Annotated in this window: 23 protein-coding genes; 15 read left to right on the top strand and 8 right to left on the bottom strand. The window is 67.9% G+C overall.

From position 1 onward, the window contains the following. Positions 1–16 precede the first annotated feature (16 nt). A complete protein-coding gene (locus JNB61_RS03905; protein ID WP_220338777.1) occupies positions 17–1,105 on the bottom strand; it encodes an FUSC family protein in 1,089 nt (362 codons plus the stop codon). Between the two features lie 138 nt (positions 1,106–1,243). On the opposite strand from JNB61_RS03905, the gene JNB61_RS03900 reads away from it, so the two are divergent. Next, a complete protein-coding gene (locus JNB61_RS03900) occupies positions 1,244–2,251 on the top strand; it encodes an aldo/keto reductase (protein ID WP_220338776.1) in 1,008 nt (335 codons plus the stop codon). A gap of 73 nt (positions 2,252–2,324) precedes the next feature. Here JNB61_RS03900 and JNB61_RS03895 read toward each other — a convergent pair whose 3' ends face one another. Next, entirely contained in the window at positions 2,325–4,247 is a 1,923-nt protein-coding gene (locus JNB61_RS03895) for a glycoside hydrolase family 55 protein (RefSeq protein WP_220338775.1), read from the bottom strand. Positions 4,248–4,363: 116 nt separating this feature from the next. Further along, positions 4,364–4,951 (bottom strand): GNAT family N-acetyltransferase, encoded by a 588-nt coding sequence (locus JNB61_RS03890; RefSeq protein WP_159844778.1) that lies wholly within the window; start codon positions 4,949–4,951, stop codon positions 4,364–4,366. A gap of 50 nt (positions 4,952–5,001) precedes the next feature. Here JNB61_RS03890 and JNB61_RS03885 point away from each other — a divergent pair, with 50 nt between their 5' ends. Then, on the top strand, positions 5,002–5,799 hold the full coding sequence (locus JNB61_RS03885) for a glycosyltransferase family 2 protein (protein ID WP_308291196.1): 798 nt from the start codon (positions 5,002–5,004) through the stop codon (positions 5,797–5,799). 9 nt (positions 5,800–5,808) lie between these two features. Here the strand turns inward: JNB61_RS03885 and JNB61_RS03880 are convergent, their stop codons facing one another. Further along, the gene (locus JNB61_RS03880; RefSeq protein WP_220289288.1) at positions 5,809–6,240 is read right to left on the bottom strand and encodes a DUF1294 domain-containing protein; all 432 of its coding nucleotides are present in this window, start codon (positions 6,238–6,240) and stop codon (positions 5,809–5,811) included. Between the two features lie 41 nt (positions 6,241–6,281). On the opposite strand from JNB61_RS03880, the gene JNB61_RS03875 reads away from it, so the two are divergent. From JNB61_RS03875 to JNB61_RS03865, 3 genes are all read left to right on the top strand, one after another. Next, a complete protein-coding gene (locus tag JNB61_RS03875) occupies positions 6,282–6,710 on the top strand; it encodes an SRPBCC family protein (protein ID WP_220338774.1) in 429 nt (142 codons plus the stop codon). Between the two features lie 36 nt (positions 6,711–6,746). Continuing rightward, positions 6,747–7,046 (top strand): DUF1905 domain-containing protein, encoded by a 300-nt coding sequence (locus JNB61_RS03870; RefSeq protein ID WP_220338773.1) that lies wholly within the window; start codon positions 6,747–6,749, stop codon positions 7,044–7,046. 66 nt (positions 7,047–7,112) lie between these two features. After that, the gene (locus JNB61_RS03865; protein ID WP_308291195.1) at positions 7,113–8,255 is read left to right on the top strand and encodes a DUF2510 domain-containing protein; all 1,143 of its coding nucleotides are present in this window, start codon (positions 7,113–7,115) and stop codon (positions 8,253–8,255) included. 76 nt (positions 8,256–8,331) lie between these two features. Here the strand turns inward: JNB61_RS03865 and JNB61_RS03860 are convergent, their stop codons facing one another. The 3 genes from JNB61_RS03860 to JNB61_RS20625 all read right to left on the bottom strand — a co-directional run bounded on the left by JNB61_RS03860 (position 8,332) and on the right by JNB61_RS20625 (position 10,305). Continuing rightward, positions 8,332–9,714 carry an HNH endonuclease signature motif containing protein gene (locus JNB61_RS03860; protein WP_220338772.1) on the bottom strand — a complete coding sequence of 461 codons (1,383 nt, stop codon included), beginning with the start codon at positions 9,712–9,714 and terminating at the stop codon, positions 8,332–8,334. A 102-nt stretch (positions 9,715–9,816) separates the two neighbouring features. Beyond that, the gene (locus JNB61_RS03855; RefSeq protein ID WP_220338771.1) at positions 9,817–9,963 is read right to left on the bottom strand and encodes a hypothetical protein; all 147 of its coding nucleotides are present in this window, start codon (positions 9,961–9,963) and stop codon (positions 9,817–9,819) included. A 96-nt stretch (positions 9,964–10,059) separates the two neighbouring features. Further along, on the bottom strand, positions 10,060–10,305 hold the full coding sequence (locus tag JNB61_RS20625) for a DUF2510 domain-containing protein (protein WP_220338770.1): 246 nt from the start codon (positions 10,303–10,305) through the stop codon (positions 10,060–10,062). Between the two features lie 372 nt (positions 10,306–10,677). Between JNB61_RS20625 and JNB61_RS03845 the strand changes: the two genes are divergently transcribed. From JNB61_RS03845 to JNB61_RS03800, 10 genes are read left to right on the top strand one after another with little or no spacing between them, the layout of a single operon-like run. Next, positions 10,678–11,082: a prepilin-type N-terminal cleavage/methylation domain-containing protein gene (locus JNB61_RS03845; RefSeq protein ID WP_220338769.1), complete on the top strand. Its 405-nt coding sequence runs from the start codon at positions 10,678–10,680 to the stop codon at positions 11,080–11,082. 57 nt (positions 11,083–11,139) lie between these two features. Further along, on the top strand, positions 11,140–11,550 hold the full coding sequence (locus tag JNB61_RS03840) for a type IV pilus modification PilV family protein (RefSeq protein ID WP_220338768.1): 411 nt from the start codon (positions 11,140–11,142) through the stop codon (positions 11,548–11,550). After that, positions 11,547–12,077, top strand: a complete 531-nt coding sequence (locus JNB61_RS03835) for a hypothetical protein (protein WP_220338767.1) — start codon at positions 11,547–11,549, stop codon at positions 12,075–12,077. Before JNB61_RS03840 ends, JNB61_RS03835 begins: the two co-directional genes overlap by 4 nt. Next, positions 12,068–13,666 (top strand): hypothetical protein, encoded by a 1,599-nt coding sequence (locus JNB61_RS03830; RefSeq protein WP_220338766.1) that lies wholly within the window; start codon positions 12,068–12,070, stop codon positions 13,664–13,666. The genes JNB61_RS03835 and JNB61_RS03830 overlap by 10 nt, the downstream gene beginning before the upstream one ends. A gap of 4 nt (positions 13,667–13,670) precedes the next feature. Continuing rightward, positions 13,671–14,561 (top strand): prepilin peptidase, encoded by an 891-nt coding sequence (locus JNB61_RS03825; RefSeq protein WP_220338765.1) that lies wholly within the window; start codon positions 13,671–13,673, stop codon positions 14,559–14,561. Between the two features lie 28 nt (positions 14,562–14,589). Continuing rightward, positions 14,590–15,624 carry a pilus assembly protein PilM gene (pilM, locus tag JNB61_RS03820; RefSeq protein ID WP_220338764.1) on the top strand — a complete coding sequence of 345 codons (1,035 nt, stop codon included), beginning with the start codon at positions 14,590–14,592 and terminating at the stop codon, positions 15,622–15,624. Beyond that, positions 15,621–16,268, top strand: coding sequence for a hypothetical protein (locus JNB61_RS03815; protein ID WP_220338763.1), 648 nt, complete (start codon positions 15,621–15,623; stop codon positions 16,266–16,268). The genes pilM and JNB61_RS03815 overlap by 4 nt, the downstream gene beginning before the upstream one ends. Positions 16,269–16,271: 3 nt before the next feature. After that, positions 16,272–16,958, top strand: coding sequence for a hypothetical protein (locus tag JNB61_RS03810; RefSeq protein WP_220338762.1), 687 nt, complete (start codon positions 16,272–16,274; stop codon positions 16,956–16,958). A 5-nt stretch (positions 16,959–16,963) separates the two neighbouring features. Next, positions 16,964–18,256 carry a type IV pilus twitching motility protein PilT gene (locus JNB61_RS03805; protein ID WP_159848746.1) on the top strand — a complete coding sequence of 431 codons (1,293 nt, stop codon included), beginning with the start codon at positions 16,964–16,966 and terminating at the stop codon, positions 18,254–18,256. Between the two features lies 1 nt (position 18,257). Next, positions 18,258–19,496: a type II secretion system F family protein gene (locus JNB61_RS03800; RefSeq protein WP_159844734.1), complete on the top strand. Its 1,239-nt coding sequence runs from the start codon at positions 18,258–18,260 to the stop codon at positions 19,494–19,496. A gap of 58 nt (positions 19,497–19,554) precedes the next feature. Here JNB61_RS03800 and JNB61_RS03795 read toward each other — a convergent pair whose 3' ends face one another. After that, positions 19,555–21,222 (bottom strand): GspE/PulE family protein, encoded by a 1,668-nt coding sequence (locus tag JNB61_RS03795; RefSeq protein ID WP_159844731.1) that lies wholly within the window; start codon positions 21,220–21,222, stop codon positions 19,555–19,557. Positions 21,223–21,304 lie beyond the last annotated feature (82 nt).

Genomic DNA, 21,304 nt, shown 5'->3' with positions numbered 1-21,304 from the left:
GCGCCAGGCGCCCGCGTCATACGAAGGGGCGGGACACATCGATGATGCGCCGCAGGCAGAGCTCGAGCGCCGCGCCCGTCGCGATGCCGGATCGTGTTCCCGGCCGCGGCGTGCCGACCGCCCGCTGATAGTACGCGAGCGCTTCGCCCGCCTCCCGCAGGCGCCGCGGCGCATCCGGATCGCCGAGCGGGGTCGCGACGAGGTCGGCGGTCCTCCTGATCGCGCCGGCGAGCTCGTCGCGCACATCGTCCGCGAGCGAGGCGTCGTCGGCTGCGTGCAACTCCAGCAGAAGGTCGATGAGCTCTTGCGTGAGGAAGGCGGTGCGGTCGAGCGCCGCCATGCGTCGTGAGTTCTCCTCGCGCTCGCCGTGGTGGCGGCGGCGACGCGGATTCGCGCGAGCGCTCTCCTCTGCTTCGTCTACCTCGGCGGTGACGGTCTCGCGGGACTCGGCGAGGGTACGCAGCGCCGGCTCGAACCGGTCGGCGCGGATGCGCTGTTCGGCCACGGCATCTGCGGCGTCGTCGAGCACCCGCGTGACGGTGTCCCGCAGCGCCGAGAGTCGTTCGCTCGCCCTGCGCAGGTACAGCGGCGGCACGACGATGAGGTTGACGGCGATGCCGACGATCACACCGAACGCCGTCGTTCCGAGGTATGCGACCGAGAACTCCTCGGGGTCGGTGGCGCCCCCGATGAGAAGTACGAACAGCGCGGCCAGGGGTGCCCAGTCCCCGCCGTCCCCGAGCAGCCGAATCCCGCCCAGCAGCACGCCTACGCCGATCACCGTGCCCAGCACGACGCCGCCCGGCACACCGAGACGCAGCGCGGCCACACCCGACAGGCCCAGCACGATGCCCACGGCGAGGCCGATCAGCACCTGAAAGCCGACCCTGGCCGAGCGCGCGACGGTCGGGTACATCGTGACGAGTGCGCCGAGCGGCGCATAGTACGAGTACTGGTCGTCGAGGAAGGGGATGAGTGGCGCGAGGTACCACGCCAGCACAGCCGCGAGCGACGTCTTGACGGCCAGCAGCAGCCTCGGCTGCTGGGCGAGTCGCGCTGTGTACGAGACGGCGCGGGAAAGGGGCGGGGTCTCCTGCGAGCTCATCGGCACCTCCTCGGTCCGCCAGCCACCATAGACGTCGCCCCGTGCCGTTCTATCGGCCTTGCGTCCTGACCCGCGTCGGGGTTAGGGCATCCGTGGGATGCTGGAACCCGACCCCACCCCTCGATGCGGAGGATCCTCATGCAGCAGCGCGCACTCGGCCGGACCGGACGCTCGGTCTCGGCGATCGGCCTCGGAACCTGGCAGCTCGGCGCCGACTGGGGCGCGGTGACGGAGGAGGACGCGACCGCGGTGCTCGCAGCATCCGTCGACGAAGGCGTCACCCTCTTCGACACCGCCGATGTCTACGGCGACGGGCGGAGCGAGTCCCTCATCGGCCGGTTCCTCGCCGCCAGGCCCGGCCACGGCATCACTGTCGCGACGAAGATGGGGCGGCGCCTCGCGCAGGAACCCGAGAACTACACACCCGAGAACTTCCGCGCGTGGACCGAGCGGTCCCGGGCGAACCTGGGCGTCGACACGCTCGACCTCGTGCAGCTGCACTGCCCGCCGACCGCGGTCATCGAGGACGACGCCACGTACGACGCCCTCGACGCGCTCGTCGCCGACGGGGCGATCGCGGCCTACGGCGTCTCGGTCGAGACGACGGCGCAGGCACTCGCCGCGATCGCCCGCCCGAACGTGACCAACGTGCAGATCATCTTCAATCCCTTCCGCCTCAAGCCGCTCGACGACGTTCTGCCGGCCGCCGAGGCGGCCGGTGTCGCGATCTTCGCGCGCGTGCCTCTCGCGTCGGGCCTGCTGTCGGGCAAGTACACCGCGCAGACGACGTTCGCCGCCGACGACCACCGCACGTACAACCGCCACGGCGAGGCGTTCGACCGGGGCGAGACGTTCTCGGGCGTCGACTTCGAGACCGGCATCCGCGCCGCGGACGAGCTCTCCGAAGCCCTGCCCGCCGGTGTATCGCTGCCTGCGGCCACGCTCGCCTGGATCGCCTCCCGCCCGGGTGTCACGAGCGTCATCCCCGGTGCCCGCAACGTGTCGCAGGCCCGCTCCAACGCCGCCGCTGCCGCCCTGCTCGACGATGCCGTCGACAAGGGCGGCTTCGACCTGGCGGCGTTCGACCGGGCCGTGCACGACGTCTACGACCGCGACCTCCGCGCGGTGATCCACCCGCTCTGGTGAGCTCGCTGCTCTGAATCACGGATGCCTCGACCCGGCGCGATCGCCGGGCCGAGGCATCCGCTTCCGGGGGGTCTTACGGGGTGGGGTAGTCCACCACGAACTGCGGGGTTCCGATGTTGGTGCTGTCGGCCTGGCCGCCGACGCCGTTCACGACGTGCTGGACCGTGCCGGCCGACAGGTTCACCGTCATGATGTGGTGCAGCCTGACGCCCGGCGTCTCAGGCACCTCGAACCCGTTCGCCGTGATGATCGACGGGTTGTTCTGGTTGAACACGTACACGCCGGCGCCGTCGAGCTCGTGGCTCTTCACGTGGTCGCCCACCTTGTAGCCGGGGTAGCCGAGCGTGCCGTCGGGCTGGGTCCAGTCCGCCTGGGTCGGCGGGTCGTAGGGCAGCTCGTTCTGATACAGGATGACCCGGCCGTTCTCGCCGTTCCAGAGCGTGTTGTACGTCTGGAAGTGCTCGACGAACAGGCCCGTCGCGGTCACGTCGTCGCCGTTCACGATGACGCCGTTGGTGCCGGTGTTGGTCGCCCAGCGCTCGTTGTCGCCGTTGACGCCGTCCGCGGGGTCGAAGCCCTCGACGCCGTGGTCGCCGCGCCACACCCAGGTGTGGTCGATGAGCACGTCGTCGGCGTTGACCTCGAGCGCGGTCGTGGTCTTGCCGATGTGCGGGCCGCCGACGCGGAAGTACACGTCGCTAAGTGTGATCGGGTCGGCCGGGTCGAGCACCTTGTCGCTGTCCGCTGCGCCCACGCGCAGCAGTACCGGCGAGAGGGTCTCGCCCGCGTCGATCGTGACGCCCGCGACGACGATGCCCTCGGCATCCTTCACCTCGAGCGGCACCGCGCCGTTCACCGCGGTGAGCGTCGCGTGTCCGAGGCCGAGGACGACGGTGTTCGCGCGCTTCACCTCGATCGACTGGGCGACGTCATAGATGCCCGGCGTGAGGATGAGGAGCCGGCCGCGCGCGAGGGCGTTGTTGATGTCCTTCACCGAGTCCGACGGGGTCGCGATGTAGAAGTCGGTGATCGGGATGCTGCGCCCTGCGGTCTCACCCGCGCCCCAGCTGATCCCGCTCGTGTCGCGCTGCGCGGCGGGCACGCGGACGTTGTAGCGGCCCTCGTCGTCGACGTAGAGGTAGGGCTTCTCGCGGCTGAGCGGCGTCTCGTCGATCGTCGTGTACGGCGGGTCGGGGAAGCCGGCGTCGTCCGGTGCGCCCACGACGCCCGAGAAGACCTGGTTCCAGACGGCGTTCGACCAGCCGGCGACCTCGCTGTTGCGGATCAGCCACTGCTGCTGGGAGCCGTTGATGACGTACGGAAGACGCGAGTCGGCGATGAACCCTCCGCTGGCGTACTGCGGTCCGGCGGTGCAGTAGTCCATGAGCGACAGGTTGCCGCCCGAGATGTCGAGGCGTCGCATCGACACCGCCTGCGAGACGGCCCAGAACTCCGCGCTCGCACGGCAGCCGTCCTGGCCCGCCTTGTCGATGTCGATCGACAGGTTCGAGATCGTGCGCCAGAAGTTCACGAGCGCGAGGCAGTTGCCGGTGCCGCCGTCGGCCAGGCAGCGGTTGTAGACCTCCACCGCGCCGTGGACGGTGACGTCCTCGGGCGACGCGCCGAGGCCCGCGACCTCGGTGTAGTAGCCGACCTTGACCTGCAGCGGATCAGCCGTCGAGCCGTACTGACCGGGCAGGAAGTAGACCGCCTGCCGGGCGGTGCTCATCTCGGCGTCGACCTGCTGGGCATGCAGCGCATCGAGGTCCGCCTGGATCTCGGCGACCGGGGTGTCGGGGGAGTAGATCGTGACGTGGGGGCCGAAGTCCGGGTTGAAGGGGTCGACGGCACGCGGTGGCGCGGCGACTGCGGGCGTTGCCAGCAGGGCGCTCGCGACGAGCGCGGTGCTGGTCACCACGGTGCCGATGCGCACCGCCCGGGCACGTCGGCCTGATCGGGCGCGCGGCACTGCGGTAGGGGAAACGGGGGCGGGCATGGAAAGTCCTCTCCGTTGAGGTGGGGAGCGGCGGAACTGCCGCTTACTTACCGGACTGTAACCAACCGTGGGAGCGGTCTCAAGAGGGAGTTTTCGGTGACGCCCGCTGATTCGTTTCAGAAGTCGAGCCGCATGACGAGACGTCGCTTCGTCGGATGAGTGACCTCGCTGAACCCCGCTGCGAGGAACGGGCCGACCGGCCCGACGCTCAGTTCGTCCCAGATGACCTTCCCGCCGCCGGTCAGCATCGGATACCCCTCGACCGCCGACGCGCCGCGCGCACGGGCGTGCTCGGCCGCCGCCGCGATGAGCGGGTACGTGAGTCCCTGACCGCGATGGCCTTTGCGCACGACGACGCACGCGATCGCCCAGATCGACTCGTCGTCGGGGTCTTCGTCGCGCCCCTGCCATGGGACAGGCGAGCCTCGCACGCGTCCGTAGACTCCGCGCCGGTCGACCGCGCACCACGCCACCGGCTCGTCGTCCTGGTAGGCGACGATGCCGATCGTCTCCGTGGCGCGCGGGTCGTCGCAGTGCGTCTCGGCGCGGAGGATGGCGGCGCGTTCCGCTTCGGGCATGTACCACCAGTCGTGGTCGCCCAGGCGCTGTCGCTGGCACTGGCACCGCCCTGCGGCGCCGGTGAGGATGGCCTGCAGATCGTCCCACGAGGCCTCATTGGCAGGAGCGAAACGCAGTCCGTCCATGTCGGCAGGGTATCGCCGGCGTCCGACACGCCGGGAGTATGGTGTCGCTTGTGCCCCTCGCCCCTCGCGTCGCCGTGGTCATTCCGTGCCGGAATGACGCGGGTTATCTCGACGCGTGCCTGACCGCACTCGCGGCGCAGACGCATCAGCCCGACGTCGTGATCGTCGTCGACAACGCCAGCACGGATGCCTCCGCCGCCGTCGCCCGCGCCCATGACGCCGTCGTGGCATATGAGCCGTCGATCGGCATCTGGCCGGCCGCAGCGCGCGGCTACGATGCCGCGCTCGAGCAGGCCGACCTCATCGCGCGCCTGGACGCGGACTCCCGGCCGCACCCGGACTGGATCGCGCGCCTCGTCCGCGCCTTCGTCTCGGATCCGACGCTCGGCGTGCTGACCGGCGGCGCTGAGTTCTACGGCGGCACGCCCGTTCAGAACTACCTCGGCGAGCGCTGGTACATCGGCGGCGGGCACTACTGGATCAAGAAGTGGCTGGGCATTCCGCTCGTGTTCGGGTCCAACTTCGCGATGCGAACGAGGGTGTGGGAACGGGTGCGCGATCAGGTCGACCGCGGCAACGCGCGCATCCACGACGACCTCGACCTGACGATCCGGCTGCGCTCGTCCGACGGCGTCCGCTACGACCCGCAGCTGCGCATGCCCGTGTCGGCACGCCCGGTGCAGACCCTTTCGGGCCTGTCGCGCCGGGTGTTCCGGGTCGCGTCGACGTTCGCGGCGAGCTGGCCCGAGGGTGCCAGGTGGCGTCGGGCGGAGCCGTCGCGCGTTGCGTCCGCCTCGGGCGAGTGGATGCCCGACAGCGACGACTGGGCGCCCGAGTACGGCCGCTGACGGTCGGGCTCAGGTCCCCAGCACGGGCGCGGTGAGGGAGACGTACGCCGCCAGCGCCAGGATGTTGACCCCGACGGTGCCCCAGAACGCGCGGCGGAACGAGCGCTTGCGGGTCTTGTGGCGAAAGACCTGCTGCGCGACCAGGGCCCCGGGCCAGCCGCCGACGAGCCCGAGGACGAGCAGGGTCTGCTCTGAGATCCGGTTAGCCTGGCGGCGCGCGGCCACCTTGTCGATGCCGTAGGCGGCGAACGCCACGACGCTTGCCGCCCCGTAGAGCGCCGGCACCCACCACGCGAGCCCGAGGGCGAAGTACGCGCCGGTCAACGAGGCCGAGAAGGCGATCAGCGTGATCCAGCTGAGCGCCGCCGGCAGTGGCTTCGAGAGGTCGCGACCGGGTCGCTCCGGCGTGGCGAGGGGAGCGCGAGGTCGCGGGTTCGGCATGCGCACGATCCTATGGGGGAGGGTCGGCGTACGGTGTCAGCATGCATGAGCTCACCGAAGAGGCGCTGGTCGCGGCATCCGTCGATATCACATGGCGGGAATTCACGGTCGCGGGCCGCCTGTCGGAGTGGTTCTGGCCGCCGCGCTTCGAGACGACGGCGGTCGTCGAGCTGCGAGAGCTCGGTCGCTGGGAGGTGCGGTCGGTGCCCGTCGACATGGCGGTCGAGGGCACGGTGCTCACGTTCGAAGCGCCGCGTGCGCTGAGGCTCGGGTGGCGATGGGCGGGGGAGGAGCACACCACCGACGTCGAGATCGAGCTGCAGTCCGCGGCGGATGCTGCGACCCGCGTCATCGTGCGGCACTCCGGCTTCGCCACCTCGGAGGAGCGCGACAACCACATCGACGGGTGGTCGAGCTGTCTGCAGCGCCTGGTGGATCGTCACGGCGGGGCCCCGGGCGAGCACCTGTAGGGACGAGCGTCGGACCCGCTCGCTACCCTCATTGGCGTGATCATCGAGTTCGACGGAGACGTCTTCCGCTGGGATGCGCGCGAGGATTCGGCCTGGTTCTTCACGTCGGTGCCGCCCGAGTTGAGCGAGGAGATCCGTGAGATCCCGCGCCCCTACCGCGGCTTCGGCGCCGTGCGGGTACGTGCGCTCATCGGCAGCACGGAATGGACGACTTCGATCTTCCCCTCGTCAGACACGGGTTCGTATGTGCTGCCGCTGAAGAAGGCCGTGCGCGATGCCGAGGACCTGGTCGACGGCGGACCCGTGACCGTGAGAATCGAGGTGCTCGACGGCTGAGCGCATGGTGCTCTGGATTCCTTCGCTCCGGTATGTTTGCGCTGGGGAATCATTCTGCTGGGGAGCATGATGACGGACGGGTCTCAGGGGGGACCGCCGCCCGGTTGGTATGAAGACGCTTCGAGTGCTGACCGCCTGCGGTGGTGGAACGGCGCTGCCTGGACGGAGGACTATCGTCCGGTGACGACGGATGCTGCCGCCACGGATGCGACGGACCTTGCGGGTGGTTCCGGCGCGACGCCGGGCGGGCCGGTGAGCCGGGCGCAGCTGCGGGCGCGGCGGGCAGCAGAGTCGGATGCTGCGGGTGCGGGTGCGGGTGCGGGTGCGGCGCCTGGGGATCCGTCGGCCGTTCCCGGTGCGGGGAGGGCGACTCCAGCGCATTCGCTCGGCGAGGAGCCGCACGCGCCGGCGGTCTGGCCGGCCCCGTCATCCCTGGGCGAGGAGTCGCTCGAGCCGCCGCAGGTGGACACCGTGGGCGAGGCGCCCGCGGCAGTCGCCGGTGCGGCCGTGGATGCGCACGCCGCCGCGGTGTGGCCGGCTCCGTCTTCGCTGGCCGAGCCCGCGGCGAAGCGGGACGAGGCATCCGCTGACCAGTCGTCGACTGCGCCCGGGCCCGAACTGGCTGCGCCCGCGGCGGAGCGGGACGAGGCATCCGCTGATCAGCCGTCGACGGCGCCCGAGCCCGAAACCTCTGCGCCTGCACCGACGCCGCCGATCGCTTCGGTTCCGCGTGCGTCGGCGCTTGGCGAGGTCGCGACGAACGGTTCTCGGGATGCGAAGGGCGAGAGCTTCCCCGACCAGATCACGCCTCGGCGCCCCGCGCCGGGCGACGATCGGCTGCCGACGCCGATCGTCTATCAGCCGGTATCGAGTTCGTATGTGGGGGAGATGCGGCCGCCGCTTCCAGAGGCGAGTCCGGCGAACATCCCGGCGCGCGCGTCGATCGCGCTCATCGTGGTCGCCGCGCTCGGCGGGCTGGCCGTCGTGTTCTGGCTGGGCGGTTGGAATGAGACGTTCGCGGGAATGGTCTGCCTGGCCAGCGTGGCCTTCGCGGCGGGTGCGTTCTTCCTCGCGATCGGCGGCCTGATCGTCGCGACGCAGCGTCGGACGAGCAAGCTGCTGTCGGGGATTGCCGTTGCGGTGTCGATCGTGCTGGTGGCGTGGCTGGTGATCGTTGCGACGCAGCAGGCGCTCGCGATCCTGAGCTGAACAAGCGGGAAGCACAGATCGTCGGGGCGCGGCTCTGCGTCCCGGCAGCGGGTGTTGGTCGCAAGCGGAGGAAAGGTCAGAAGGGAGGCGGTTCCACCGGCACGGTCAAGGACGTCGGTGTCACCCACCATCTCGCGCCGGTGAACTCATCGCGGTAGAGCGCCCATTTGCTCTTGGTCTTGAGTACGTGGTGTGGTTCGCAGAGCGGACCCAGATTGGTGTCGGAGGTCTTTCCCCCGTACTGCCAGTCGAGCCGGTGGTCGACATCGCAGTCCCGAGCGGATCGCATGCATCCGGGGCCGGTGCAGACCTGGTCGCGCACCTCGAGCCACCTTCGCAGGGCCTTCGGAACGCGATACGTGGTGCGGTCGACGTCGAGAACGGTGCCCGTGACGGGGTGGGTGAGAATCCGGACCCAACTGGGCGCGTCACCCGCAAGCCGGCGAGCGGTCTCGGTGTCGATCGGACCGTAGCCATCGAGCGTGGCAGGTTCGTCGTCGCGTTCGAGAAGCGTCATGACCGGCACCGTCACCGCGACGGACGCTCGCGCACTCCAGGTGCCGGTCTCGGTGGTGCTGCCTCGGGCGATGAGGTCCAGCACGATGTCGGTGCGAAGTTGGGCGAGCGTGCGCTCGTCGCCTTCCTGCCCCCGAAGCTGCCGCGCATACGCGTCCGCATAACGTTGCACGGCGATCACCTTGTCAGCGGTCGCCAGCACGGTGAAGGAGGCCATTCCGTCGGCCTCGGGCTGGAACCAGACGTTTCGCTCCTCGTTCGCGCGATTGTGCCGCTCGTCGATGTGCTCGGGATGCACGCGTTCGCGCACGACCCTCGCCCGCACACGGAACTTCCCTGGCGCGAGCGTCTGCGCGGATCCCGTGAGAAGTTCGTCGAACTTCGCCCAGGCGTCCGTTGCGCGGGCGGGAAGGGTCGCGGCTTGCTGTGCCGCTGTCGACGCGTTCCGTTCGTTGACTCGTCCGGACCTGAACGCGTTCCAGATCTTCGGGCACCGCTCGCGCAGGGTGTCGGCCTGGGTGGCACGGGTGCGCACCGTGTTCTCCGACATCCCCAGTCGCACGGAGAGTTCCAGCGCTGCCGCCCGTACGGCGATGTTCCGCCGCTCCGCGCGGACGGCTGCCACCGATCGACCCTGCGGATCGAGCCAGGCAGCATCGAGTGTCGGATCCGGGCCGACCCACGGGTCAGGGCAGGCTGCAGCATCCCTCAGCACACTCGCGATGCCCGCATACTCGTCGGCGATCAGCACTCGCGCTCGCGCATTGATGCCCTCGAGTTCGTTCATCGCGGCGCTGTGAGCGTCGCCGCTGGCCTCGATGTCAGCGAGATCGAACGGCGGTGGCAGCTCGCCCGGCTCGAGCACGTCGCCCGGCGCGAGGAACCGCTCTGGATCGTCGTAGATCCACGGCTCCTGCAGGGTGTCGTTCGATGAAATGCTCACATGTCAAAGCTAGCCGGAGCCTCCGACATTCGATCAGATCAACGGTGACCGGCGCGCGTGCAAGTACGCGTGCCTGCCCGGCACGGAGAAGGTGTGGACGCGTCAGATCGCGCCGCAGGTCGCGATGGACGCGGCGGCCCTCGCGATCAGCCACAAGACCGCGAGCGACGTGAGCACGAGCGCGAACACCGCCTCTCGCTTGCGTGTCGGCCTGCGCACGGCGATCACGGTGCCGACGATCGCGAGCACAACGCGGCGATCGTCATGAGGAAGCCGAGCAGCGACAGGATGCTGAACAGCCAGAGGTACTGAAGCACTTGCGGCCGGCCGCGAGCCCGATCGCGATCACGGTGAGACCGCCGAGCAGTTGCACGAGGACCAGAATGAGCGAGGCCTTCGCCGGCCCGTTCTTCGAGGTGAGCGTTCGACCCAGCCGGGGATCAATTCGAACACGGCGCCGTAGCCCGGTCGGGGTGGCAGAACGTGATCGGTCCACCGGGAGCCATCCCACCAGCGCGTCTGCGCCGTTGACGGATCGTGTAGCCAGCCCGGCGGCGGCGCAAACGCGTTGGGGTACGCGTCGTCGGTCATCGGATCGCCCCAGGACCGTGCACGCGCGGATGCGCCATCGGACATCCCTGTCCCTCGCGCGGACTCCGGATGCCGCAGCCCGCTGTCTCCCCAATGTGCACAGAGTAGCGGGACGACGCCGGCCGGCCGCAAGGCTGTGCCACCCATGCCTGAGGCTTTCTTAGGCGAACACGGCATGTGCTTGCGTTGACATACAACCCCGCGGATGACAGCGTCTATGGCGGGAGGGGATTCACGCTTTGCGCGTGTGTCTCAAACCCAGCTCTAACAGAGTCTGGGATGTGTTACTGGGGTGTTTGAGACCGGGCGCAATTTGGCGCGCTCCGGTCGGTTAGAGCTGACCTGTCAACTCACACTGGGGAGAGACGCGCCATGCGTGCAACATTTAACAACTATCTTGCGGCGGAGAAGGCTCGCCGCGAGGAAGAGGGCCGCGAAGGTGGCTTCTCGCTCATTGAGCTCATCGTCGTCGTTGTGATCCTCGGGATCCTCGTCGCCGTAGCCATCCCGATTGTCGCGAACATTCAGGCGACGGCTCGCTTGAACGCGGTCAAGGCGGCGGCTGCCAACGCCGCAACGCAGTGGACGGCCGGGCTCGCCTCCAACCCGGCAGAGGTCAAGGCATACACCACGAACGACGCAACACTGGTCGTGGGCGGGCAACCTGCTACCACTTCGGTAGCGGTCGAGGACGTCTGCGCGACCGCTTACAGCACTCAGATCACCTCTGGCATCGGAAGCTCGGGTACGCCCGTCAAGGCGGGACCCGGCTGCTAACGAATGCGCTTCTGGGGCCGGGAGGAAACTCCCGGCCCCAAGCGGCACCATCACGCGGTGGGAAATCTGCAGCTTGGAGAGGTGGAAATGCGAGATCTTGACATTCGGGCTGCCGGATTCAGCCTGGTTGAGGTGATCATTGCGATGTTCCTCTTAGGCGTCGTCGCGGTTGCGATTCTTCCCGCGCTTTGGCAGGGAATCGTACTTTCGTCGCAGCAAGCTTCCACTGCCACCGCAACGCGATATATGAACTCCATAGTCGATGATGCCCGAGCGACGCCGACATGTTCGTTTCTTGCATCGATCTCGGCGCTTCCCGGGGTGACTGATGGTCGCGGCGTGTCGCTCTCTACCTCGACCACCACGGTCAGCGGCTGCGCACCTGGCTCGACTGCGACTCTATCCGTTGAGGTTGTCGGCGATGGGCGGGTTCTAGCATCGACCACCGCCCTGATTTTCGTCCCATGATGCACGCAGCATGCAAGAACGACGAAGGTCTTAGCTTTGTCGAGCTCATCGTCTCGGTCCTGGTCAGCGTCATCGTGATCGTCGCAATCGCCACCGTCCTCGCCAACTCCTGGCAAGCGCAGGAGCAGGTGACTACCGTTACGCAGGCGACCAACCGCGGCCAGCTTGTGTCATCGACCATCGAGCGCGCGATGAGAAACGCACTGTTCTTTGAGGTAACCGAGAGTGGCACGGTACTTCGTGTTCGGACCTCGCTTAGCGGTGACAAGAAGTGTCAAGGGTTCCGCATCACCGATGCGGCAGCGCAGTTCACATGGAATTCCGTCACGTTGACTACATCGAACACCGCGTGGCCATCATGGCAGCCGGGCATCAACGCGCAGGGTGGGACGCCGTATTTTGTGCGAACACCCGAAGGGTCACTTTCATACACCTTCAAGATCACCACCGAGGCGGCACCCGTGGCCTTCTCCGGAGACGTAGCTCCTCGATCGGTGCAGGAGACGGGAAGCGGTGGATGTTGGTAGCAAATGAAGTTCGCCGCGTCTCGCCGATTCGCGACGACAGCGGTGCCGTGCTCGTGACAGTTCTGGTGGTGATGTTTGTAGGCTTCATCATCGCCGCGACGATTGCGGCATCCGTGGTCTTCACAATCGGGTCGAACGTCACTAACAAGGACCGCACCGAAGCGTTCATCGCGGCCGAATCTGGGCGGGATGTAGCGGTCGCATCGTTGAAGGCATCGATCACCGCGACAGGGCTGGACTGCGGCGCTGTCGCGATGACGGGCAACTCGGTGGCGGGCGCGTCACCCAAGTACTCCTACACGATCTCGTCGACGGCTGACACTGCGCGGCCCGATGGGGCTGACGCTGCTGGCGTGACTTCCACGTGCCCGTCGCCGATCACGAAGTGGGTGGTGATTCGGTCGACGGGAACCGGCGCGAATGGCGCCCAGACGACCATCGACGCGGTGTACCCGTGGTATCACGGCCCCGCGACTCAGCCCGCAGGGACGCTCGCCTTCTTCGAGGGCGAGTTCACGGCCACCAAATCCACGTATCAGGGCGACCTCGTGATTCGCGATGACGGCGACTACGAGTGCAACAACGCTGATGGGGTGTCCATCCAGGGCGACTTGTGGGTGCTGAAGGGCGGCCTGGTGATCACGAAGGACTGCGTGATCACCGGGAGTGTCTACACTCGCGATCTGATCGACACGAAGAATCACAAGCTGCAAGTCGGTGGCGACCTGATGTCGCTGCAGGGATCCATCGCGCTTACCGCCAATGACGTGAAGATCGGTGGCGACGTCTACGCCAAGGGCACCATCTCCACCAAGAACGGCTCGGGCGTGGTCAATGGCTCCTTCAAGACGGCCGCCACGATGGTCGACCATGATCCGTCCAAGTGGAAGCGAACGGACGGTTCGGCGGTCCCGACACTGGAGAATCAGGCCGCGCCGACGGTCAGCCCCACTCTGGCCCAGGTCTTCGATGCCACCGCGTGGATCGAGCTGACCAGCACCGTGCCGTGGAGCACCGACACCACGATGTACACCGGCCTCTGCACAGAAACGGAACTGCAGACCGTCCTCACCGTGCCCGGCACGCGTGCGTTCATCGATATGACGGGTTGCACGGGCGGAAATCCCAATGAAATCACGGTCGCGCCCGGCAACTTGGGTCTCGCTCGTGACGCCATCCTTTACGTCCCCGCCAGCAAGGGCATGGACCTCAATCTGACAGGCACCATCACCAAGGCAGCCGGTGACCCTCAGCTGTTCATCGTCCACGCGGATTCCAACGGAAGCGACAACAAGCCGACCTGCTCGACCGGATCCGACAAGTTCGCGGCCACGGCGACGATCGGGGTTCGGACCATGGTCTACAGCGCCTGCGGCATCAGCAACTCGATGTCACTCACGATGACGGGCCAGCTGTATATGGGGAACCTCGGCATCCATCTCAATGGCGGTACGTTCACCTGTACTCCGATGGAGTGGAAGCCGCAGATCGGGAAGCTGAGTTGCGGGGTCAAGGGCAGCGGGGGCATCTTCGACCCGACCAACACGGTGACCCGACTCGACAACCGCGCCTACCAGACAGAACGATAGCGGCATGACCGGGTTCACCATCTTCCTCGTCGTCATCGCGGGGATCCTCGGCCTCCTCATCGGGTCGTTCCTGAACGTCGTCGCCTACCGCGTGCCGGCGAAGATCTCGCTGCTCCGCGAGAGCCGGTGCCCGCACTGCGACGCACCGATCAAGTGGTGGCAGAACGTCCCCGTGATCTCGTGGATCGCGTTGCGGGGAAGATGCGCGAACTGCAAGGCTCCGATCTCGGCGCGCTATCCAATCGTCGAGGCCGTGACCGGAGTCGCGTTCGCACTCGTCACGTGGTGGGGCGTGGCGGTCTACGACGGGCTGCTCAGCCCCAACGCGACGCTCGTCGAGTACCTGGCGCTTCCGACGATGGACGGCACCGTCCACGCCGCTGACCTGTGGGCCCTCGCGCTCGTCGTCGTCGCGTACCTCTACTTCGCGGCGATCTCGATCGTGCTGACGCTCATCGATCTCGACACCCACCGCCTGCCGAACAGCATCGTGCTGCCGAGCTACCTTGTGGCCGGCGTCCTGTTCACGATCGCCGCGTGGCTGACCGGCGAGTGGGGACTGCTGCTCATGGCCGGTATCGGCATGGCAGTGCTGTACCTCTTCTACTTCCTGCTGCGGGCGGCACGGCCGGGCGGCATGGGCGGGGGAGACGTGAAGCTCGCCGGGGTGGTCGGTATCTACCTCGGGTGGCTCGGGTGGGGCGCGCTCGCTGTGGGGGCGTTCGCGGCCTTCCTGTACGGGGGAGTGTTCGGCATCGCGCTGATGTTGCTGCGCCGCGCCGGACGCAAGACCGCCATTCCGTTCGGGCCGTGGATGATCCTCGGCGCGTGGACCGGAGTGTTCGCCGGCGAGGCCGTCGGCAAGTGGTACGTGAATCTCTTCGTCGGCGCCTGACGCCGACGGTCTTGGGGAAGGGGAAATCATGGGGAAGACGATCGTCGGGCTGGAGGTGACCGAAGAGAGCGTCCGCGCGGCGGAGATCTCACTCGGTCGCAGGCCACAGCTCGTCGCCTACGGCGAAGTGCCGCTGCCGCCCGAGGCAGCGCGCGATTCGGAGGTGCTCGACCCGGGCGCTGTCGCGGTCGCGCTCCGGCAGCTGTGGACCGGGGCGAAGTTCAAGAGCAAGGATGCCGTGCTCGGCGTCGCCAGCCGCCGGATCCTGGTGCGCGAATACACGACTCAGGCGATGCGGCCTGATCTGCTCCGAGAGGCGCTGCCGTACCAGGTGCAGGACCTGCTGCCGGTGCCCGCCAGCCAGGCGGTGCTCGACTTCTTCCCCCTCTCGCAAGAAGGTGACCAGGTCTCGGGCCTCCTCGTTGCCGCGGTGTCGGAGAACATCGAGCAGATCATCTCGACGCTCGCGAAGATCAAGGTGCGCGCGCAGGCAGTCGATCTCGGCGCCTTCGGTCTGGCTCGCGTGACAGCGCCGCTCGCCGCCGCGGAAGAGACCGTCGCGACGGTCAACATCGGCGATCACACCACACAGGTCGTGATCTCGCGCGGCGGGGTGCCGCTTTTCGTCCGACTGCTGCCGATCGACGTCGCCACCGCCGCGAGCCGCCGTCACAGCGCCGAGGTCGCGGAGCCCGAGCTCGAGCTCGCCGTCGCCGGCAACGGCATGGGCACCGGCACCGGACTCGCACCGGCCGGCCGCACCCGCGGCGCGATCCGCGCCGCGATGCCGCCCGGCGTCTCCGACCTCGCCGCCCGGCTGCGGAGCACGCTCGCATTCTTCGGCAGTCGTGCCACCGCCGCACCCTTGACGCGGATGTTCGTCACCGGCGCGGGCGCCGGGGTGGAAGGCGTCATGCCGGCGCTGAATGCAGCGATCGACACCCCGATGACCGTCGTCTCGGTGGGCGACGTCATCTCGATGTCGACCCCGCCGCCGGCCGGTGAGGTCGCTCTCAACCTGGTCGGCACCGTTGGCATCGCACTGGGGGAGGCCTCGAAATGACCGCCATCCCCGTCCCGTTCTCGGGAGCACCCCGCGTCAACCTCATGCCGCGGAGCGAGATCGCTCGGCGCGAGCGCGACTCGCTGGTGCGGTTGTGGGTGTGGATCGCCCTGGGGGCCATCGTCGTGGCGGTGCTCATCATCGCCGGCGCCTTCGCCTTCAAGTTCTTCGCGGATCAGCGACTGATCGCCGAGCAGGCTCGCACCAACGCGCTTCTCACCGAGATCGCGTCGCTGTCGGACGTCAGCCAGGCCATCGCCACCGAGTCGGAGCTCACCGACTTCCGTACGGACGCCATGGCGACCGACCTCGCCTGGGCGCCCGTGATGGAGAAGATCACCGGAGTGCTCCCCGCCGACACGACGATCACCGGCGTGGACTTCGCCGTGGGCGGCGTGCCGCAGGGCGACGACCCCACCGCCGAGCAGGGCATCGTCGGCACCGTGACCTTCGACAGCCCGACCCCGCTCGACATCGTCGCTCTCATCCGCTCCCTTCGCGGGGTGGAAGGCGTCCTGTACGCCGATGGGCAGTCGGTGACCTCGAGTCAGGTGTCGGCAGACCGCTTCTCGTACCTGCTCAATGTCGAATTCGACCAGTCCGTGTACTCGAACCAGTTCGCGGCCGAAGAAGGGGGTGAGTGAGCGATGCCCAAGCACCTCGTGACCGCCATCGGTCTGATCGTCTCGCTGGGCGTCATCGCCCTGGGTGTGTTCCTCGTCGCCATGCCTCTCTATTTCCAGGCCGTCGCCGTCGACGGCCAGACGGCGACCGTCGCCAGCACGAACGCGCTGTACCAGGCGCAGGTCGACGAACTCACCGCGCAGCAAGAGAACATCGACGAGATCACCGCGAACGTCGCCGGGCTGCGATCGCAGATCCCCGCCACGGGCCAGTACGACGACGTCTTCGAGGTCGTCGGCAATGCGGCCGCGGCATCCGGCGTCGCCATCACCTCGGTCACGGCGGGGGAGCAGGTCGTGTACACGACGCGCACCGGGGCTGCGGAAGGCGACCCGGCCGCTGCGGCAACTGCCCCCGCACCTGCGGCGACGGATGCTGCGACCGACCCGAGCGCAACCACCGACCCGAACGCAACCACCGACCCGAACGCGGCACCGGCACCCGACGCCGCGGTGGCAGCCGGCCGACAGCAGGTCGACTTCGTGATCAGCGCCACCGCGGCCGACATGGCGCAGGCGACGGCGTTCGTCGACGCGCTGCGCGCCGGTCCACGCCTGCTGAACAGCATGGCGGTGACGATGACCCAGAGCGGCGAGGGCACGGTCGACGTGCAGATCACCGCCCTGACCTACGTAGACGAGGAGGGGTGAGCATCATGGAAGATCTCGACTTCGAGACGCTCCTCGCCTATGGCGCACGCCACCGCGCGTCGGACGTGCACATCACCGCCGACGCCCCGCCGCTGCTGCGCGTCGACGGCGACCTCGTGCCCATCGAGGCCTACCCTGCCGCGCTCTCGGCCGATTGGGTCGAGCGCACGGCCTTCGACCTCATGACCGAAGGGCAGCGCCAGGAGTTCCTCGAGCACGGCGAGGTGGACCTCGCGCACGCGACGGCGGGCATCGGCCGGTTCCGCACGAACGTGTACCGCCAGCTCGGTTCGATCGCGATCGCCCTGCGCTACATCCCCGACCGGGTGTACTCCCTCGAGGAGCTCGGTGCGCCGGCGATCGCCCGCGACCTGGCGCTCCGCCCGCGCGGTCTGGTGCTGCTCACCGGTCCGACGGGCTCCGGCAAGTCCACGACGCTCACGGCGATGGTCGACATCATCAACCAGCTCGTCCCGGCGCACATCGTCACGATCGAAGACCCGATCGAGTTCCACCACCAGTCCAAGCGCTCGCTGGTCCACCAGCGCGAGGTCGGGCGAGACACGAACTCCTTCGCGGAAGCCCTCCGTCGCGTTCTTCGTCAGGACCCCGACGTCATCCTCATCGGCGAGCTCCGAGACCCGGAGTCGATCTCGACCGCCCTGTCGGCCGCCGAGACCGGCCACCTGGTGCTCTCGACCCTGCACACGCAGGGCGCCGCCAAGAGCATCAACCGCATCATCGACGTGTTCCCGGCCGACCAGCAGCACCAGATCCGCACGCAGCTCGGCGACACCCTGCAGGGCATCATCAGCCAGACGCTGCTTCCCCTCGCCCAGGTCAACGGACGCACGATCGCGACCGAGGTGCTCATCAACACCCCGGCCGTCGCCAACATGATCCGCGAGGGTCAGGTCGCGCAGATCTACTCGGCGATGCAGGCGGGCTCCGAGATCGGCATGCACACGCTCGACCAGGATCTGCGTCGACTCGTCGCCGACGGCACCATCGCTCGCAACGTCGCGATGGACTTCGCGGTCGACCCCAAGAGCCTCGACGGCGTCTACATCAAGCCGCGCGATCTCGACGCCGAGGAGTGGGCGCACCATGCCGGCGAATGGCGGCAGGGTGAGCTCGCAGCCCCGGCGGCGAATGCCGCGCAGGGCACCGGTATCGGCATGGGCTCGCGGTTCGGCACGCCGACGGTCGGCGGTCGCGTCGACCCGACCGCTCGGAACGTGGAATGGGGCGGCGTCGACGATCTCGAAGCGTGGGCCGCCGCGAACGGGGAGGGCTGACATGGCCGTCGTTCAGGAGTTCGTCTACCGGGCGGTCGACCCGCGCGGCGGTTCGGTCGTCAAGGGCACCATCGAGGCGGCGAGCGAGTCGGCCGTGACCGGCAAGCTCAAGGCACAGGGACTGACGCCTCTCGAGGTGACGCTCAAGTCCAACACCGGGCTGAACAAGGAAATCAAGCTGCCCGGCGCGACAAAGACGGTGTCGGCGCGCACGCTCGCGGTGTTCTCGAGGCAGATGGCAGGCCTCATCAACGCCGGTCTGCCGCTGATGCGGACGCTCGCGATCCTCATCGAGCAGACGGACGACAAGAAGCTCCAGCCGGCACTCGTGCAGGTGCAGGCCGACGTCGAGTCTGGGTCGTCGTTCTCGGCGGCGCTGGCGCGGCATCCGCAGACGTTCCCGCCGCTCATGCTGTCGATCATCAAGGTGGGTGAGGCGGGCGGCTTCCTCGGCAGCGCGCTGGGGTCGATCGCCGACAACTATCAGCGCGAGGCGGAGCTGCACAACAAGATCCGTGCGGCAGTGACGTATCCGGCGATCGTGCTCGTCATCGCGATCATCGGCGTGCTCGTCATGGTGACCTTCGTCGTGCCGATCTTCGAGGGCATGTTCAAGGGGCTCGGCAGCTCGCTGCCGTTGCCGACGCAGATCCTCGTGACGATCTCCAACAACATGTGGTGGATCATCCCGACGATCATTCTCGTGGTCGTGGTCGCCCTGATCTGGTGGCGTGCCAACCGTCACACCGAGCAGTATCGCCGGTTCGTCGACCCCATCAAGCTGAAGATGCCCGTCTTCGGCAAGCTCACCACGAAGATCGCGGTCGCTCGCTTCGCGCGGAACCTCTCCATGATGCTGAACGCAGGAGTGCCGATCATCCAGGCGCTCGCGATCGTCGGACAGGCGTCCAACAACTGGAAGATCGAGCAGGCCGTCCGCGACGTGCAGGAGTCGATCCGCCAGGGTCGCTCGTTCGCGGCGCCGCTCGCCAAGGCCGAGGTCTTCCCGGCGATGGTGCCTCAGATGGTGTCGGTGGGTGAGGAATCGGGCACGCTGGTCGACATGCTGGCCTCGATCGCGGACTTCTACGAGGACGAGGTCGAGACCGCGACGTCCCAGCTGTCGTCGACGATCGAGCCGATCCTCATCGTCGGCCTCGGCATCGTCATCGGCGGCATGGTGATCTCGCTGTACCTGCCGATCTTCACGCTCTACGGGGAGCTGGCGAAGCAGGCGTAAAACGTGGTGGACGTCAACGGCCGGTGCGCAGGGCACCGGCCGTTGAACCTTCGCAAGGTCACACCGTGACCCGAAGCACTTCCTCGATCGTCGTGAGCCCCTGCGCGACCTTCGACCAGCCGTCCTCGCGGAGCGAGATCATGCCCTGCTCCAGCGCCACCTGACGGATCTCCGTCCCCGTCGACCGCGTCACCACCAGCGACTCCAGCTCGTCGCTCAGCGTCATCACCTCGTGCAGCGCCACCCGCCCGCGGTAGCCGGTCCCGCTGCAGGCGGGGCATCCCACCGCCTTGTACAGCTCGGGCACATCCGCCGGGTCGTGCGGGAAGCCCAGCGACGCGAGCACCTCGCTCGGCTCGACCAGCGGCTCCCGGCACCGCATGCACAGGCGCCGGGCCAACCGCTGGGCGATCACCGCCGACAGCGCCGTCGCCACCAGGAACGGCTCGCAGCCGATCTCCGTCAAGCGGGTCAGAGCGGAAGGCGCGTCGTTCGTGTGCAGAGTCGACAGCACCAGGTGCCCCGTCAAAGCCGCCTCGATCGAGATGTTCGCCGTCTCGAAGTCGCGGATCTCGCCCACGAGGACCACATCCGGGTCGGACCGCAGGATCGATCGCAGTGCCGTCGCGAACGTCAGCCCGGCGCGGTTGTTCACCTGCACCTGATTGATGCCCGCGATGCGGTACTCGACCGGGTCCTCGACCGTGATGACGTTGATCTTCGGGTTCGCGATCGAACGGAGCGCGGTGTACAGGCTCGTCGACTTGCCCGACCCCGTCGGCCCCGTGGCCAGGATCATGCCGTGCGGCTTCGTGATCGCCTCACGGAACCGCTTCTCGTTGGTGCTCGAGAACAGCAGGTCCCGCATCGTCATGGTCTGACCGGTGTTGTCGAGGATGCGCATGACGATCTTCTCGCCCCACACCGTGGGCAGCGTCGCCACGCGCAGATCGACGGTGCGGTTCTCGTGCGTGACCGAGAGGCGGCCGTCCTGCGGCTTGCGCTTCTCGGCGATGTCGATCGACGACATGATCTTCAGACGCGAGATGATGCCGTCCTGGATCGCCCGATCGGCCTTCTGCATCTCGTGGAGCACGCCGTCGATGCGGAACCGCACCGTCAGCTGCTTCTCGCCCGGCTCGACGTGGATGTCGCTCGCACGGTCGTTGATGGCCTGAGCGATCAGCAGATTCACGAAGCGCACGATCGGCGCCGAGTCGTCCTGCTCTTCGAGGCTCTCGGTGAAGGCTGCCTCGGTGGCCTCGCTCGACTCCTCGATCGACATCGACAGTTCGCTGAGCTCTTCGTCCGAACGCAGGAACCGCTCGAACATGTTCGTCAGCGCGTCCTCGGCGACGACGACCGGCTCGACGAAGAGATCCGTGATCGAGGCGACGTCATCGAGCGCGACGATGTCGGTGGGGTCGAGCACGCCCACAGTGAGGCGATCCCCGCGGCGGTCGACCGGGATGAGACCGTACTTGCGGCACAGATTGCCGGGAACCAGCGCCACCACGTTCGGGTCGAGCGGCATCTCCGCGAGGTCGACGTACCGGTGGCCGGTGTGCAGGGCGATCGCCTCGGCGACCTGCCCCTCGGTCACCAGCTTCGAGCTCACCAGCAATCGCTGCAGCTCCGGACCCTCGCCCACCTGAGCGAGGGCGGCCGACATGTCGGCAGCCCTCACCGCTCCTGTGAGCACCAGCGTCTGTGCAAGACCTCTCACGGCACACCCCTATCCCCACGGACAGACTATCTGGCGCCCGTCAAGCCTGACCCTCAGGATTGGCGCACTCGATAGGGTGGCG

The sequence above is a fragment of the Microbacterium ureisolvens genome (genome assembly GCF_019511645.1).
Classification (GTDB): Bacteria; Actinomycetota; Actinomycetes; order Actinomycetales; family Microbacteriaceae; genus Microbacterium; species Microbacterium ureisolvens_A.
The sequence above is the reverse complement of the archived record's forward strand: the minus strand, read 5'-3'. Positions and strand labels throughout refer to the sequence as shown.

Bases quoted from the DNA above. Each gene is read 5' to 3' on its own strand.
- JNB61_RS03905 (WP_220338777.1), bottom strand. From the start codon at position 1,105: ATGAGCTCGCAGGAGACCCCGCCCCTTTCCCGCGCCGTCTCGTACACA.
- JNB61_RS03900 (WP_220338776.1), top strand. From the start codon at position 1,244: ATGCAGCAGCGCGCACTCGGCCGGACCGGACGCTCGGTCTCGGCGATC.
- JNB61_RS03895 (WP_220338775.1), bottom strand. From the start codon at position 4,247: ATGCCCGCCCCCGTTTCCCCTACCGCAGTGCCGCGCGCCCGATCAGGC.
- JNB61_RS03890 (WP_159844778.1), bottom strand. From the start codon at position 4,951: ATGGACGGACTGCGTTTCGCTCCTGCCAATGAGGCCTCGTGGGACGAT.
- JNB61_RS03880 (WP_220289288.1), bottom strand. From the start codon at position 6,240: ATGCCGAACCCGCGACCTCGCGCTCCCCTCGCCACGCCGGAGCGACCC.
- JNB61_RS03875 (WP_220338774.1), top strand. From the start codon at position 6,282: ATGCATGAGCTCACCGAAGAGGCGCTGGTCGCGGCATCCGTCGATATC.
- JNB61_RS03865 (WP_308291195.1), top strand. From the start codon at position 7,113: ATGATGACGGACGGGTCTCAGGGGGGACCGCCGCCCGGTTGGTATGAA.
- JNB61_RS20625 (WP_220338770.1), bottom strand. From the start codon at position 10,305: ATGACCGACGACGCGTACCCCAACGCGTTTGCGCCGCCGCCGGGCTGG.
- JNB61_RS03845 (WP_220338769.1), top strand. From the start codon at position 10,678: ATGCGTGCAACATTTAACAACTATCTTGCGGCGGAGAAGGCTCGCCGC.
- JNB61_RS03835 (WP_220338767.1), top strand. From the start codon at position 11,547: ATGATGCACGCAGCATGCAAGAACGACGAAGGTCTTAGCTTTGTCGAG.
- JNB61_RS03830 (WP_220338766.1), top strand. From the start codon at position 12,068: ATGTTGGTAGCAAATGAAGTTCGCCGCGTCTCGCCGATTCGCGACGAC.
- JNB61_RS03825 (WP_220338765.1), top strand. From the start codon at position 13,671: ATGACCGGGTTCACCATCTTCCTCGTCGTCATCGCGGGGATCCTCGGC.
- pilM (WP_220338764.1), top strand. From the start codon at position 14,590: ATGGGGAAGACGATCGTCGGGCTGGAGGTGACCGAAGAGAGCGTCCGC.
- JNB61_RS03815 (WP_220338763.1), top strand. From the start codon at position 15,621: ATGACCGCCATCCCCGTCCCGTTCTCGGGAGCACCCCGCGTCAACCTC.
- JNB61_RS03810 (WP_220338762.1), top strand. From the start codon at position 16,272: ATGCCCAAGCACCTCGTGACCGCCATCGGTCTGATCGTCTCGCTGGGC.
- JNB61_RS03805 (WP_159848746.1), top strand. From the start codon at position 16,964: ATGGAAGATCTCGACTTCGAGACGCTCCTCGCCTATGGCGCACGCCAC.
- JNB61_RS03800 (WP_159844734.1), top strand. From the start codon at position 18,258: ATGGCCGTCGTTCAGGAGTTCGTCTACCGGGCGGTCGACCCGCGCGGC.